Genomic DNA, 14,349 nt, shown 5'->3' with positions numbered 1-14,349 from the left:
TGAGAGGGGCTCGTGACATGGGGTGATGTCAGGTTTTATGTCCATTGGGCGGTTTTGTGGGCACCCTTGCTCGTGTATGCGAGGTGTCGTAATGTATGACGAAATATCGAAGTTACTGGTATGTCTGGAAGGCCGCCGTGGACTCCCTGGGGCAGAGAAGCCGTTCCGAGGCTCTTGTGAGAGCCGTCGATGCGTGAGTCGACGCGCGGTGTCCGGCTGCCGGTGCGTCGGCGGGAAGACGGTCGCCCAGTGAACGAGTGGGGGAGTCCGGCGTGAGCCGAGTCGTACAACGCCCCGGTTCGATCACACGACTACGTGTGCTGGAAGCCGGGAGTGGACTCCCGACGGCCATCGTGGCGCGATTGCTGCACGACTCCGGAGCGACCGTCCTGCGGGCCGCGCGGACGGGACCCGACCCGTTCAGCGAGAGATATCCCGCGCTGCGGTCATGGTCCCGTGACTGGACGGAGGTCGATGCCGGAAACGGCATGGACGATGCCCTGGCCTCGGTCGATGTCCTCCTCGTCGGTGCTGAGGACCACCCGGATGCGGGGCCGCCGGCGCGTCTTGAACTCGCTGAGCTGGCCTGTCGGCACCCTCGGCTCGTCGTGCTGGAGATCGGCGGTTACGTCCGGGGCACGAACGACCCCACGCCCGCCGTCGACCTGCTGGTGCAGGCCCGGACGGGATTCGTGTTCGAGCAGTTCAGCGACCGGCCGACGCAGCTCGCATTCGCCCCGTCGTTGTACGGTGCCGCCCTGCTCGGCACGATAGGCGTGTGGGCGGCGCTGCACGCACGTCGGCGCACCGGGCGCGGTGGCCGGGTGCGGGTTTCCATGCAGCAGGGGCTGGCACTGTTCTGGCCGCACCTGTGGCTCTCCGCCGAACACCCCGACCAGGCGTTCGACACGGTGCCGCCGCGGGATGTGAAGCACCTCGTGCTGCGCTGCGCGGACGGCGGGTACCTGCAGATCGTGCTCGGCGTGCCCGGGGCGGTGGCCCGGGTGCATCGGGTGCTGGGCATCCCCGGCCCCGTCGATCCCGCCGACCGGGGTGTTCCCAGCCTGGCCCGCGGCGCGGAGAACTACTTCGCCGACCGTGACCTGTTCAGCCGGTACGCGGCACGCTTCCCGCGCGACGAACTGGTCGAGGCCTTCGCCGTGGCCGGAGTCCCGGTGGAGCCGGTGCTGGCACCGGGGGAGTTCTTCGACGACCCGCAGGTACGCGCGGCAGGGCTGGTCGCCACCGCTCCGGACGGGCGTGAGTATCCGGCTGGGCCGGTGGACCTTTCGGTGGCGGGGGACCCGCCGGCGGTGCAGCCGGTCCCGCGGCGGGTGCGGTGCGGCGAGAGCGCACCCCTGGCCGGTCTGAGGATCATCGACCTGGGTAACTGGGTGGCCGGGCCGTTCGCCTCCAAGCTGCTCGCCGACCTCGGCGCCGACGTGATCAAGGTCGAGCCGCCGACCGGGCTGTCCAACCTGACCGGCATCCGCAATACTCTGACCTCCAACCGCGGCAAGCGCAGCATCGTCGTCGACATGAAGACCCCCGAGGGGCACGAGATCGTGCGGCGGCTGGCCGCCACGGCCGACGCGGTGCACCACAACTTCCGGCCCGGTGTCGCCGAGCGCCTTGGCGTGGACGCCGCCTCACTACGGGAGTGCCGGCCCGGCCTGGTGTATCTGCACACCACCGCCTACGGGCGAACCGGACCGCGTGCGCTGCGCGGTGGGTTCGACATGGTGATGCAGGCGCTGTGCGGGCACGAGGTGCGTGCGGGCGGAGAGGGGAACGAGCCGCTGTGGTACCGCGCCCCCTTCGTGGACTACTGCGCCGGCGCGCTCGGCGCGATCGCCCTGCTCTCGGCCCTGTACGAGCGGGACGCGACCGGTGCCCCGGTGGACGCGCACACCAGCCTGCTCGGCGCGGCGATGTTCTTGCGGGGGGAACTGGTGCGGGAACCGGACGGTTCGATCGCGGGCGCCGCGGTGCTGTCCGCGGATCGTACCGGTTTCCATCCGACTGAGGCGCTGTACCGGGCTGCGGACGGCTGGCTTGCCGTCGCCGCGTACGGCGAGTCGATGGCCGCCGCGCTCTCGGACGCGCTGGAGCTGACCGGGCTCGGCCCGCCATCGAAATGGAACGAGGAGGCCGCCCGTGCCATCGGCACCGCTATAGGCCGCCTGACCTGCGACGACGCTCTGAGTTTGCTCGGCGCCGCGGGAGTGTGGGCGACGCGGTGCACCGGCGACGCCTTCGCGGCGATGCTCGCCGACGACGCGGCGCACCGGTCCGGTCTGGTGATCAGCGCGCCGGACCCCCGATATGGCCGGGTCACCGGCTGCTTCGGTCCGCTGATCGGCTTCTCCGGCTGGACCCCGGACCCGGATGGCTTCCGCTCGGCGCCGCTTTCCGGCGAGCACACCGCCGCCCTGCTGGCCGAGGCCGGCTACTCCGCCGACGAGCGCGCCCGCCTGGAGCGCGACGGCATCGTCCGGGCCGCCCCCGGCGGCCGGATGCTCACAGACCAGATACCCACCACCTGAACGGCATCTGCAGCAGCACGATTTCAAGGACGGTATGACCGCATGACCGCGTACAAGACCATCGAGTTCACCGCCGACGGGCGTCTGGCCTACCTGAAGCTGAACCGCCCCGAGCGGCTCAACGCGCTCAGCGACGAGCTGGAGTCCGAGATCCGCACCGCACTGCTGGAATTCGACCTGGACGACGACCTCTGGGTTCTGATCATCCACGGTGAGGGCCGGGCGTTCTGCGCCGGGCTCGATGTCAAGGAGCACAGCTCGTTCTCGTTCGGCGCCGACGACGCCACCCGCAAGGCCAAGGCGCTGGAGGCGGTGCGCAGTGGCCATGTCGGCGGCGCTCAGCACCTGCGCGGCACCGGTGGCGAGGGCTGGCTGGGCCGGACGGCCAACTACAAGCCGGTCATCGCGGCGGTGCACGGCTACGTGCTGGGCGGCGGCGCGCACCTGGCCGCCGAGTGCGACATGATCGTGGCCGCCGAGGACGCCCAGTTCGCCATCAGCGAGACCACGACCGGCATGTCCGGCTCGCGCACCTGGGCCAAGATCAAGACCTTCATGCCGTCGAAGCTCGCCTCGGAGATGCTCATCACCGGTCGCCGGATCAAGGCCGAGGAACTGCACCGGCTCGGCCTGGTCAACCGGCTGGTCCCGGCGGGCGAGCACCTGAAGGCCGCCGAGGAACTGGCCCGCGAGGTGCTCAAGGCGCCGCCGCTGGCCACCCGGGACGCGGTGCGGGTGACCCGAAAGCAGTGGGTGCCGATCGCGACCGCGCTGGACGAGCAGATGCAGCTGTCCCGGCTCGACCTCACCGAGGACTTCCGCGAGGCCGGCCGGGCCTTCGCCGAGAAGCGCCTGCCGAAGTTCCAGGCCAGGTGAGCGGGCAGGACCGGATGAGCACCGAGCACCCCTCCGGCGGCCACGCCCCCGGGGGGCGCGGAGACCGGGCGCCCGCCGACGGGAATCCCGGACGTGGCGGCGCGGGCTCGGCGGCGTCCGGCGGCGGGCTGCCGGGGCACGGGCTGCGCGTCGTCGATCTGGGCACCGGGATGGCCGCGGCACTGGTGAGCACGCTGCTCGCCGACGCCGGAGCGGTCGTGCACCGGGTCGCCCCGCCCGGCGACGAGGTCTTCGACGAGGTCTATCCGGCGCACCGTGGCTGGCGGTCGGTGACCGTCCCGGCGGACCCGGCCGAGCTGGATGCCCTGCTGGCACGGGCCGACGTGTGCCTGGTCGGCGGCGAGGATCACCCGGCGGTCACCCCGCGGCACGACGCCGCGGACCTCGCCGACCGGTACCCGCGGCTCGTCGTGGCGCACCTGACCGGCTACGCCGCCGGGCACGCGCCGGGCGCACCTGCGGTGGACCTGCTGGTGCAGGCCCGCACCGGGATGGTCGCCGAGCACTTCAGCGGCCGGCCACTGTACTTCGCCGTGCCGTTCCCCACCTACGGGCAGGCCATGCTGGCCGCACTCGGGGTGTGGGCGGCGCTGCTGGAGCGGGCCGGCAGTGGGCGCGGCCAGGTGGTGGGCGCCTCCCTCCAGCAGGGGGCGGCGCTGTTCATGATGCCGTTCTGGATGCGGGCCGAGCGGCCGGACGCCGAGTTCGGCAAGGTCACCCCGAAGGACGTCAAGCACCTGATCTTCCAGTGCGCCGACGGCGGCCACGTGCAGTTCGTGATGGGTGTGCCGTCGGCGGTGGCCAAGCTGTACCGGATCCTCGGCATCGACGTGCCGGTCGACCCGGCAGACAGGGGCATCCCCCGGGTGGGCGCCTCACCGGACACCTACTTCGGCGATCGGCCGCTGATCGCGGCGCACGTGGCGAAGCTGGACCGGGCCGGCATCCTGGCCGCGGCCGAGGCCGAGGGGCTGCCCGCGGCGCCCGTGCTCGACCTGGGCGAGTTCCTGGACGACGAGCAGCTCGCCGCCAACGGGTTGCTGGTCGACCGGGGCGGGACCACCGGGACCGGAAACGTGATCGGCTCCCTCGGTTCGGCGCCCGCTCCCGCGGAGACGGATGGTCCGGTGGCGACCGGCCCTACCGGAGGCGGGCCGCCGCTGGCCGGTGTGACCGTCCTCGACTTCGGCTCCTACGTGGCCGGCCCGTTCGCCAGCCGGCTGCTCGCCGACCTCGGTGCCTCCGTGCTCAAGGTCGAGTCGCTCGGCGGCGACCCCAACCGCGGCCTGCAACGGCACTTCCTGGCCGCGCACGTGGGCAAGCGGGCCGTGGCGGTCGACGTGAAGGCCCCCGAGGGGGCCGAGGTGCTGCGCCGCCTGCTGGCCCGCGCCGACGTGGTCATGCACAACCTGCGCCCCAAAGCGGCCGAGCGGATGGGCGTCTCGCCCGAGGCGGTGCGCGCGGTCAGGCCGGACGCGGTGACCCTTCAGGCGTTCGCGTTCGGGCCGACCGGTCCTCGGGCCGACGCACCCGGCTTCGACATGGTCATCCAGGCGCTGCTCGGCCTGGAACGCCGCGCCGGCGGCCCGGACGGCCCGCCGCTGTGGATCAGGACGCCCTACCTGGACTACGTGTCCGGCACACTCGGCGCGGTCGCCGTGCTGATGGCGCTGCACGGGCGCCGGACCGCGGGCCGGGCCGGAGACATGTGGGTCAGCCTGCTCAACGCCGGCATGTTCCTGCTGTCCGACCTGCTGCGGGAGGCCGACGGTACGCTGCGCGGGGCGCCGCCGCTGGACGGGGCACTGCAGGGCGTGCACCCCGGAGAGCGGCTGTACCGGGCCGCGGACGGCTGGATCGCGATCGCCGCGCGCACCGAGGAGGCCGCGCTGGCCGTGTGGCGGGTCATGCTGCCCGGGGAGCCGCCGCTGCCGCGCGCCGCCTGGGACGGTGCGGTCGCGGCCCGCTTCGACGAGGCCTGCGCCGGGCGCGCCGCCGCGGATCTGCTCGCCGCCCTGGCGGAGGCGGGTGTCTGGGCCGAGGAGTGCCGCACCGACGGCCTGGCAGAGCTGGAGCGGGTGGAACGGGCCGGGCCGGACGGCGCGGAGCGCGACCCCGCCGTCGCGCGCCTGCTCGCCGACCGTGCCGACGACCGGTACGGCAGGCTGACCGGCTGCCTCGGCCCGCTGGTCTCCTTCTCCCGTACCGAGACCCCGGCCGACGGCCTGCCCGGCAGCCCCGGCTATGGCGCACACACCCGGCAGGTCCTCGCCGAACTCGGCTACACCGGCGCCGAGGCCGAGGAACTGCTGCGGACCGGTGTCGTCCGATGACATCCCCAACCGAGGAGTTTCACCATGACCGCTGACTTCGGAGCGTTCGACGGTCCGTCGGTCGCGCCCGAGCTGGCCTACCACGCGCCGTTCGACGAGGAGGAGGAACTGTACCGGCAGACTGTCCGGTCCTTCCTCGACAAGGAGATCGAGCCCACCTTCCACCAGCTGGGCACCGACAGCGCGTCCCGGCACGCGGCGTGGCGGGCGGCCGGCCGCGCAGGCATCCTGGGCGCGGTGATCCCCGAGGAGTACGGCGGCCCCGGCGCGAGCCCCATCGCCAATGTCATCCTCTCCTACGAGATCGCCCGCTCGCAGTGCTACGGCACCGTGGGCAGCCTGTACTGCACCGACCTCGCCACCAGTGCCTTCCTGGACGGCGCGTCGCCGGAGCTGGCCAGGGAGTGGGCACCGCGGATCCTGGCCGGGGAGGCCATCCAGTCGATGGCCATCACCGAGTCGGGCGCGGGCAGCGACGTGCTGGCCATGCGCAGCTTCGCGGAGCGAGACGGTGACGACTACCTGCTGTCCGGTGACAAGACGTACATCACCAACGGCGACATCGCGGACATGCTGTACGTGGTGGCCAAGACGTCGAAGGAGCGGCGCGGGCGCAGCCTGACCATGTTCCTGGTCACGCCCGAGATGGCCGGGGTGACCCGCCGGAAGCTGGCCACCACCGGTTTCCCGGCCGGCAACACCGCCGAGCTGCACTTCGATCGGGTGCGCATCCCGGCCTCGCACGTGCTGGGCGGTGAGGGCGGCGCGATGCGGATCATGATGGGCTCGCTGGCGCTGGACCGGCTGCAGATCGGCTTCCGCGCCCTCGGTCAGGCCGAGCTGGCGTTCCAGCAGACGGTGGAGTACGTCAAGCAGCGCGTCGTGTTCGGCAGCCCGCTGTTCGAGTTCCAGAACACGAAGTTCGCGCTGGCCGGCATGAAGAGCGAGATCGAGGTCGGCCGGGCGTACCTGCATGAGATGGTGCGCAAGGTGCGCAGCGGCGTCGCCACCGCCACCGAGGGGTCCGTCGGCAAGCTGTGGCTGTGCGAGATGTCCAACCGGGTCGTCGACGGGTGCGTGCAGCTGTTCGGCGCCATGGGCTTCATGGACGAGACGCCCATCTCGCGGATCTACACCTCCAACCGGGTGTTGCGGATCTACGCCGGGACCTCGGAGATCATGAAGCAGTCCATCGCCCGCGACCTCTGACCTGGCTGCGGACACGGAGAAGGCCGCCGTCCCCTCTCGGGGACGGCGGCCTTCTCCGTGTCCGCGGGGCGCGCTAACGGCGCGGGGCCCAGGGGGCGACGCGGCGGCCGATCCAGGTGACCGCGGACTGCAGCGCGACGCCGATCAGCGACACCGTCACGATGCCCGCGTACATCCGGTCCGCCAGGAACACCTGCCAGGAATTCCAGATGAGGAAGCCCAGGCCGTCCCGGCCCTGCACGAACTCGATGCCGATGACCAGCAGCACCGCGGTCCCGATGGCGATGCGCAGCGAGGTGAACACCTCGGGCACCATCGCCGGCAGGGTCACGTGCCGGAACGTCTGCAGCCGGCTCGCCCCGAAGGACCGGGCCGGCTCCAGGTAGCCCTCGGGGATGCCGGCCACCGCGGACATGGTGGAGATCACCACGATGAAGAAGACACCGAACGCCACCAGCAGCACCTTCGGGGTCATGCCCAGCCCGAAGACCATCAGCAGCAGCGGGAGCACCGCGAGCTTGGGCACGGTGTACAGAGCGCTGATGATCGGCTCGATGGCGGTGCGCAGCTTGCGGATGCTGCCGAGCAGCACGCCGAGCAGGATGCCGGCCAGCGATCCGCCCAGGTAGCCCAGTATGAGCACCTGGAGCGTACTGGCCGCCGCCTCGATCACCAGGCCGGAGGAGACCAGCTCGACAAAGGAGACCACGATCTCGCTCGGCGGCGGCCAGAACCGCTGGTCGACCAGCCCGCTGCTGGAGATCGCCTGCCATACGGCGAGGATGAGGACGGGCGTGCCGAACCGCAGCAGGTTGTCGACCAGGACCCGGCGCCGCTGGAACCGGACGGGGTCGCGCTCGGCGAGGTCCGGCCGGCGCAGGACGGTGCCACCGCCCTCCTGGCCGGTCCGCGCCCGCTTCTCCGTCTGTACCAGGTCGGTCATCGTTCCCACCTCTTCACTTCCCCACGGTTTTCGGCCGCCCGCTCACGCGGACACCCGGGAGCGCGGCTCCATCGCGGACCGCAACTGGTCCCAGATCTCGCCCTCCAGCTCCGCGAACTCGGAGCTGCGGCGGATGTCGGCCGAGCGGGGCCGCTCGAACGGCACCTCGAACTCGGCCACCACGCACCCCGGCCGGGAGCTCATCACCATCACCCGGTCGCCGAGCAGGATCGCCTCGTCCAGGTTGTGGGTGATGAAGATGACGGTCCTGCGGTCCTCCTGCCAGAGTTCGAGCAGCTCGGCCTGCATGATCTGGCGCAGCTGCGCGTCCAGTGCGGCGAACGGCTCGTCCATGAGCAGGATCTGCGGCTCCACCGCGAAGGCACGGGCGATGGAGACCCGCTGCTTCATACCGCCCGACAGTGCGGACGGGTAGGCGGACGCGAAGTCCGCGAGGCCCAGCCGGGTCAGCCACCGGGAGACCCGCTCCTCGGACACGGCCGCCGGGATCTTGGCGATGTCCAGGCCGAAGCGGACGTTGGCCTCGACGGTCTTCCACGGGAAGATGCTGTAGTCCTGGAACACCACCGAGGTCAGCGGGGCCTCCCCGCTGGTGCTGCGCAGCGACACCTCGCCGGCGCTGGGGCTCAGCAGCCCGGCGATGATGCGCAGCAGGGTGGACTTCCCGCACCCCGACGGGCCGACGATGCAGAGGAACTCCCCGTCCCTGACGTCGAGGTCGATGGGGCCCAGGGCCTGGATGCTGGAACCACCGGATGCGAACACCCGTTCCACGCCGCGTACCGCGACTCTACTGTCGTTCACGACTTCTCCGCTCTTCCGGTTCTCGGCTCTTCCGGCCGGCGGCGGTCGCTCCCTGCCGTCGTCATCCGGTGCCCGATAGGTGAAAAAGGGGCCCCGCCGCAGCGGGACCCCGCCGCCAGGCTCAGCCGGCGTTCTTCAGTTCCTCGGTGAAGGAGGTGTTGAAGAGGTTCTGCTCACCGAGATCGTCCTTGTACTGGAGCAGCCCGCTGTCGATGCTGCGGTAGTAGCCCTGGTAGATCGAGGCGTTCTCGGTGTGCACGTTGTAGTCCGCCTCGAAGGCCGAGGGCTCGGTGGTGCGGATGGAGTCCTCGGGGATCTTCTGCGCCGCGGCGAGGGCGGCGACCACCTCCTTGGTCTGCCGGTAGTCCTTGAGCAGGTACTTCTGGGTCGTCCTGGCCAGCGCCCGGGTGAAGGCCAGCCCGGTCTCCCGGTCGTCCTTGATCAGGCGGTCGTCGAACATGTAGAAGACACCGGTGGTCGGGGCGATCGCGCCCTTGACGAACTCGCAGCACGCGTCACCGGCCACCACCTTCTGGTACGGGGTCGAGGCGTAGGCGGCGCCGACCGCGCCGTTGCGCAGCGCGTTGATCGAGTCGGCTGAGGTCAGGTCCTGCCACTCGACGTCCTTGGGGCCGATGGCGACGTTGTTGCTCTTCAGGTGCTCGAACAGCGAGGCCCACAGCGCGGGGCGGTTGCCGCCGGGGCCGGCGAGCTTGACGCCCTTGAGGTCGGTCAGGTCGAACTTCCCGTTGTCGCCGAAGATGCTCTTGTTGACGTACAGGCCCTGGTCGGTGCTCTCGGGCCGGCCGCCGCCGGGGAACACGATCCGGATGTCCTCGCCGGACGCGATGAGGTTGAGCAGGCCGGGGGAGACCTGGGTGGCCAGCACGTCCACGTTGCCCTGCGTCATCATGACCAGCGCATCCTGCGTCTGCAGGAACTCGAACCGGATCTGGATGTTCTCCTTCTCGAACTCCCCGAGGCTGTCGGCGAGCGCGACTGCGGCGTAGGAGCCGACGATCGACGAGATGCCGATCTTGATGGTCTTGCGTTCGGCGAGTGGCTTGGGCTTCAGCTGCGCGGCCAGGGCGTCGTCGCCCGTGGCGGAGAAGGCGCTGACCTCTCGCTTCTCTGTGGCGCCGGAGTCGCCGCCGCAGGCGGCGGTGGCCAGGGTGAGGGCCAGCGGCATCGCCACTGCCATCAGCCTCAAGGTGGGACGCATCGTTCAGCCTCCTCATGGGCTGCGGATCAATCCCGCAGGCCGTTCATCGCTGGGGAGGAGATGACGGCCGGGTGACGGCGGGATTTCGGTGACGGGGGGATCAGGAGTCGCCTGACACCGGCGCGGCACTGCTGGCCCGCCGGTACGGCGCTCATGGTCGGCTGGTGGCTTGTCGTTTTGGGGGCGCGGTCGCGGGCGGCCGTGTCGGTGACACGTCCGGGCGTCCTCGCGTTGCCGGAGCCGACCGGGTCGGGAGGTCCGGCTACCGGTCAGTCAGATACTTCATCGAGCATCTCGATATCTCACAATATATGCCGGTATTTCGTGCAAAAATATGGTCTGGGACACACTGCGTCAAGGATGCGGCGGCCTCGTCTCTGCGGAGGACCGTATCCGGTGTCCCGCTTGGCTGTCCGGTCCGTCCTGCGGTGACGGGCCGAGATCCGGGGTGGGCCGGTGGACTGCTCTGTCCACTCCGGGACGGGCCGGCGGCGGGCGGACGGTCGTACGCCGTGGTACCGACACTCTTGTCTTGGGTAACGACGTACCGTAGCGTATCCCGAAATAGCGATGAAATACTACGTGTCTTGACGAAATGGTAATAAAACGCCTGCAAGGGACGTAGTCGGGCGTGTCGGTTGCAGATACGGGCGGCCTGGCGGGCCGGACGCGCTCGCCGGGCCCTGTGCCCGTCCGGACCGCGCCCGTCCGGACCGCGCCCGTCCGGACCGCGCCGGTTTCGGCGCCCGAGTCGCGGCGACCGGTCCCGTGCTCCGCGGCGGGTGACCCCGTCCCGCCGGCGCTGGATCCCCGTGGGGCCGGCGCCCGCCGGGGCCGGTTCTCGCCGCCCCGCGGGGTGGCGCCTTTGGGCCTTATAGATAGGTCCCGTAATCCCGGTGTAGGTCGCGGCATCCCGTACTTGGGAGTGCCATCCGGTGGGAGAACGGGCCTCTGCTGGGATCGGCCGACCGGTCTGGGAGTGGCTTTCCACACGTCAAAGCAGGTTTCACCGTCCACGGCCATCGCGGCCGGCCTTCGGCTTCAAGGCCTCTCGCGAGCAACGGAATTTCGTGTAGCATCACGAAAGGTCGCAGTAGCAGATCCTTGGGGGGGTCATCGTGCCAGTAGACGCAGCAGCCGCCGGGGCGGGGTCGCGATGAGCGCCCGCTCTCTCCTCGGGGACCCCGCCGCCGGCCCGGTTCCCCCGCTGGTGACCAGCTGCGAGCACTGCCTCACCGTCACGTGGGCGGGCGTGCCCGCCTGCTCGTGCGAGTTCGGGCGCTCCGCCGCGACCGAGGAGTCCGCCCTGGGCATGCGCCTGGGTGTGTCCGGCGGGGCCGTCCGGTGGCCGGGTGAGTCCGACTCATTGCCTTCGAGTCGCGATATCTCGTAAGATTCAACGAAATAACATGAAAATGGAAGCGGGGTGGCGCATGGGAGCGGTCGGTATCGAGGCGGCCACGGGTCTGGTCGGACGGGTGGATCTGTCCCGGCTGGTGAACCCTTCGTCTGTGGCGATCATTGGAGCATCGGACCGCCCGGGCAGTCTTGGCTCACGAACAGTCGCAAACCTTCTCGACCATTCGGACTTCACCGGTACGGCGTACCTGATCAGCCGGACCAAGAGGACCATCCACGACCTGCCCTGCTACCAGAGCGTGCTGGACCTGCCGGAGTCCCCCGACGTCGCCCTGCTGGTCGTCCCCGCCGCGCAGACACTCTCCGTGCTGCGCGAGTGCGCCCAGAAGGGGACCCGGTTCGCCATCGTCTTCACCTCCGGATTCGGTGAGATGGGCGAGGAGGGCAAGCGGGCCGAGGCGGAGATGGCGCAGATCGGCCGCGAGTCCGGGATGCGCATCTACGGGCCCAATTCGCCGGGCCTGTGCAACCTGAACCGGCGGCTCGGCCTGATGTTCTCCCCGTCGTTCCACCTGGACCAGTTCGCCGGCCCGATCGGCCTGGCCACCCAGGGCGGCGGCATCGGCCGCTGCTTCCTGCAGGCCATGGAGCGCGGCGTCGGCGTCGGGCTGTGGGCGTCCACCGGCAACGAGGTCGACCTGACCGTCGCGGACTTCATCCGCCACTACGCCGACGACGACGCCATCACCGTCATCGCCAGCACCATGGAGGGCGTCAAGAACGGCCCCGCCTTCGTGGACGCCGCGCTGTACGCCGCCGAGCGCGGCAAGCCGGTCATCGCGCTGAAGGTCGGCCGCTCCGACTACGGCGCCCGGGCCGTCGCCTCGCACACCGGCTCGCTGTCCGGCGCCGCCGAGGTCAACAGCGCGGTGTTCCGGCAGGCCGGGGTCGTCGAGGTCGACGACATGGACGAGCTGATCGACACCGCCGCGCTGTTCGCCCGCAAGCGGCCCACCGGGCGTGAGCGGGTCGCCGTGTACGGGTTCTCCGGCGGCGGCTGCGCGCTCGGCGCCGACGCCGTCGGCAACGCCGGGCTGGAACTGGCCGAGTTCTCCGACAAGACGCTGGCCCGGGTGCGCGAGGTGCTGCCGGACTACGCCGCGGTGGCCAATCCGGTCGACGCCACCTCCGACATCCTCACCCGCACCGAGATCGGCCACGAGAGCCTGCGCGCCGTCGCCGACGACCCCGACGTGGGCCTGGTGCTCTACCCGTTCCCCTGCGACTACGAGGAGCTGACCGAGGCGATCGGCGCGTCCATCGCCCAGGTCCAGCGGGAGACCGAGACGCCGATCCTGCCGGTGTGGATGAGCGACCGGCTCGGCCCCGGCTACGACGAGCTGGTCAAGGGCGGGCTGGTCCCGGTGCGCAGCGTTCGCAACGGCACTGCGGCGTTGCGCCGCTGGGTCGAGCGGGGCCGCTGGACCCACCGGGAGGGGTGGCGTCCGCTCGGTGTCGCGCCGTCCGGCGGCGAGCGGATCGTGCACACCGAGCCGACGGCCAAGGAACTGCTGGGCCGGCACGGTGTGCCCGTCCCGGCCTCCGGAGTCGCCGCGACCGCGGACGAGGCGGTCGCCGTCGCCGAGCGCGTCGGGTACCCGGTGGTCCTCAAGGTGGTCAGTGCGCAGATCACGCACAAGAGCGACGTCGGCGGCGTCGCCGTCGGCCTCGCCGACGCCGGGCAGGTCCGCGCGGCCTACCACCGGATCCGGGAGGCCGTGCCGGCCGCCCGGCCGGATACGGAGGTCGGCGGCGTGCTGGTGGAGGCCATGGCCCCGGCCGGCCTGGACGTCCTGGTCGGCGTCTCCCGCGACCCGGTGTTCGGCCAGGTCGTCACCTTCGGCCTGGGCGGCGTCCTGGTCGAGCTGTTCGGCGACGTGTCCCGGCGGCTGCTGCCGCTCACCCCGGACCAGGCCCGCGCCCTCGTCGACGAGCCGCGCTGCGCCGCCCTGCTGCACGGCGTGCGCGGCGGCGAGCCCGGCGACGTGGACGCCCTGGTCGACCTGCTGGTCAACGTGTCCCGCTTCGTCGAGGCCAATGCCGCGGCCGTGGACGAACTCGAACTCAACCCGGTGCGGGTGCTGCCCGCGGGACAGGGCGTCGTCGCCCTGGACGCGGTGCTGGTCACCACCGGGTCCGTGGAGGCAACCCAGTGATCAAGACCGAAATCGGCCAGACCACCCCGGACCGCATCACCGTCCGCGGCCACGACCTGGCGAACGAGCTGATCGGGCAGATCGACTTCGTCGACATGATCCTGCTCGTCACCATCGGACGCCGGTGCGAGGGCAACGAGAAGGACATGCTCAACGCCATCATGGTGACCGTCACCGACCACGGGCTCACCCCGAGCGCGCTGGCCGCCCGGCTCACCTACCTCGGTGCCCCCGAGGCGCCGCAGGCGGCGGTGGCGGCGGGCCTGCTCGGGGCCGGCAGCGTGTTCCTCGGCGCCATGCAGGACGCGGCGGTCATGCTCCGCGAGGCCGGCCGGGACCTCACCGAGGACAGCTCGGACGAGGAGGTCGCCAAGACCGCCCGCGAGTTCGCCGCCGCGCGCCGGGCCGCCCGGGCGCCGCTGTACGGGCTCGGCCACAACATCCACGTCGACGGCGACCCGCGGATCCCGGTGCTGCGCGCCGTGTCCGAACGTAACGGCTACTTCGGTCGGTACTGGCGGCTACTGCTGGCCCTGGACGAGGCCAGTTCCACGGTGTACTCGCGGCGGCTGCCCGCCAACACCGCCGGGGCGGTCGGCGCCATGGTGCTCAGCATGGACCTGCCGTTGCACCTGGCTCGGGGCCTGGCCCTGGTCGGCCGGTGCGCCGGCCTGCTCGGCCACCTCATCGAGGACGAGCAGGCCCCGATCGGCCAGGAGCTGTGGGACCTGGTGCTGCGCCAGGACGAGCGGAACAAGCTGCCCGGGGACCCCCGATGAGGAGTCCGGACCTGACGAGG

10 protein-coding genes are annotated in these 14,349 nt (G+C 71.2%); 6 read left to right on the top strand and 4 right to left on the bottom strand.

The window, feature by feature from the left end:
* The first annotated feature begins 272 nt into the window (after positions 1 to 272).
* Genes ACWD3H_RS01440 through ACWD3H_RS01425 form a run of 4 tightly spaced genes read left to right on the top strand, consistent with a single transcriptional unit; the run spans position 273 to position 6,985 of the window.
* Positions 273 to 2,546: a CoA transferase gene (locus ACWD3H_RS01440; RefSeq protein ID WP_451953646.1), complete on the top strand. Its 2,274-nt coding sequence runs from the start codon at positions 273 to 275 to the stop codon at positions 2,544 to 2,546.
* A gap of 42 nt (positions 2,547 to 2,588) precedes the next feature.
* On the top strand, positions 2,589 to 3,422 hold the full coding sequence (locus tag ACWD3H_RS01435) for an enoyl-CoA hydratase/isomerase family protein (protein ID WP_386312169.1): 834 nt from the start codon (positions 2,589 to 2,591) through the stop codon (positions 3,420 to 3,422).
* A 14-nt stretch (positions 3,423 to 3,436) separates the two neighbouring features.
* Positions 3,437 to 5,776 (top strand): CoA transferase, encoded by a 2,340-nt coding sequence (locus ACWD3H_RS01430; RefSeq protein WP_451953645.1) that lies wholly within the window; start codon positions 3,437 to 3,439, stop codon positions 5,774 to 5,776.
* A 24-nt stretch (positions 5,777 to 5,800) separates the two neighbouring features.
* Positions 5,801 to 6,985: an acyl-CoA dehydrogenase family protein gene (locus tag ACWD3H_RS01425; RefSeq protein ID WP_451953644.1), complete on the top strand. Its 1,185-nt coding sequence runs from the start codon at positions 5,801 to 5,803 to the stop codon at positions 6,983 to 6,985.
* Between the two features lie 73 nt (positions 6,986 to 7,058).
* Here ACWD3H_RS01425 and ACWD3H_RS01420 read toward each other — a convergent pair whose 3' ends face one another.
* The 4 genes from ACWD3H_RS01420 to ACWD3H_RS01405 form a co-directional block, all read right to left on the bottom strand.
* Positions 7,059 to 7,928 (bottom strand): ABC transporter permease, encoded by an 870-nt coding sequence (locus ACWD3H_RS01420; protein WP_451953643.1) that lies wholly within the window; start codon positions 7,926 to 7,928, stop codon positions 7,059 to 7,061.
* A 42-nt stretch (positions 7,929 to 7,970) separates the two neighbouring features.
* Positions 7,971 to 8,753 carry an ABC transporter ATP-binding protein gene (locus ACWD3H_RS01415; protein ID WP_451953642.1) on the bottom strand — a complete coding sequence of 261 codons (783 nt, stop codon included), beginning with the start codon at positions 8,751 to 8,753 and terminating at the stop codon, positions 7,971 to 7,973.
* Positions 8,754 to 8,874: 121 nt separating this feature from the next.
* A complete protein-coding gene (locus ACWD3H_RS01410) occupies positions 8,875 to 9,975 on the bottom strand; it encodes an ABC transporter substrate-binding protein (RefSeq protein WP_451953641.1) in 1,101 nt (366 codons plus the stop codon).
* 1,113 nt (positions 9,976 to 11,088) lie between these two features.
* On the bottom strand, positions 11,089 to 11,289 hold the full coding sequence (locus tag ACWD3H_RS01405) for a hypothetical protein (protein ID WP_355619424.1): 201 nt from the start codon (positions 11,287 to 11,289) through the stop codon (positions 11,089 to 11,091).
* A gap of 119 nt (positions 11,290 to 11,408) precedes the next feature.
* Here ACWD3H_RS01405 and ACWD3H_RS01400 point away from each other — a divergent pair, with 119 nt between their 5' ends.
* The gene (locus ACWD3H_RS01400; protein WP_451953640.1) at positions 11,409 to 13,550 is read left to right on the top strand and encodes an acetate--CoA ligase family protein; all 2,142 of its coding nucleotides are present in this window, start codon (positions 11,409 to 11,411) and stop codon (positions 13,548 to 13,550) included.
* Positions 13,547 to 14,329: a citryl-CoA lyase gene (locus ACWD3H_RS01395; protein WP_355611020.1), complete on the top strand. Its 783-nt coding sequence runs from the start codon at positions 13,547 to 13,549 to the stop codon at positions 14,327 to 14,329. Before ACWD3H_RS01400 ends, ACWD3H_RS01395 begins: the two co-directional genes overlap by 4 nt.
* Positions 14,330 to 14,349: the final 20 nt, after the last annotated feature.

The sequence above is a fragment of the Streptosporangium sp. NPDC002607 genome (assembly GCF_053592655.1).
The sequence above is the reverse complement of the archived record's forward strand: the minus strand, read 5'-3'. Positions and strand labels throughout refer to the sequence as shown.

Excerpts from the sequence above, each read along its gene's own strand:
- ACWD3H_RS01435 (WP_386312169.1), top strand. The coding sequence starts at position 2,589 with ATGACCGCGTACAAGACCATCGAGTTCACCGCCGACGGGCGTCTGGCC.
- ACWD3H_RS01430 (WP_451953645.1), top strand. The coding sequence starts at position 3,437 with ATGAGCACCGAGCACCCCTCCGGCGGCCACGCCCCCGGGGGGCGCGGA.
- ACWD3H_RS01425 (WP_451953644.1), top strand. The coding sequence starts at position 5,801 with ATGACCGCTGACTTCGGAGCGTTCGACGGTCCGTCGGTCGCGCCCGAG.
- ACWD3H_RS01420 (WP_451953643.1), bottom strand. The coding sequence starts at position 7,928 with ATGACCGACCTGGTACAGACGGAGAAGCGGGCGCGGACCGGCCAGGAG.
- ACWD3H_RS01410 (WP_451953641.1), bottom strand. The coding sequence starts at position 9,975 with ATGCGTCCCACCTTGAGGCTGATGGCAGTGGCGATGCCGCTGGCCCTC.
- ACWD3H_RS01405 (WP_355619424.1), bottom strand. The coding sequence starts at position 11,289 with ATGCCCAGGGCGGACTCCTCGGTCGCGGCGGAGCGCCCGAACTCGCAC.
- ACWD3H_RS01400 (WP_451953640.1), top strand. The coding sequence starts at position 11,409 with ATGGGAGCGGTCGGTATCGAGGCGGCCACGGGTCTGGTCGGACGGGTG.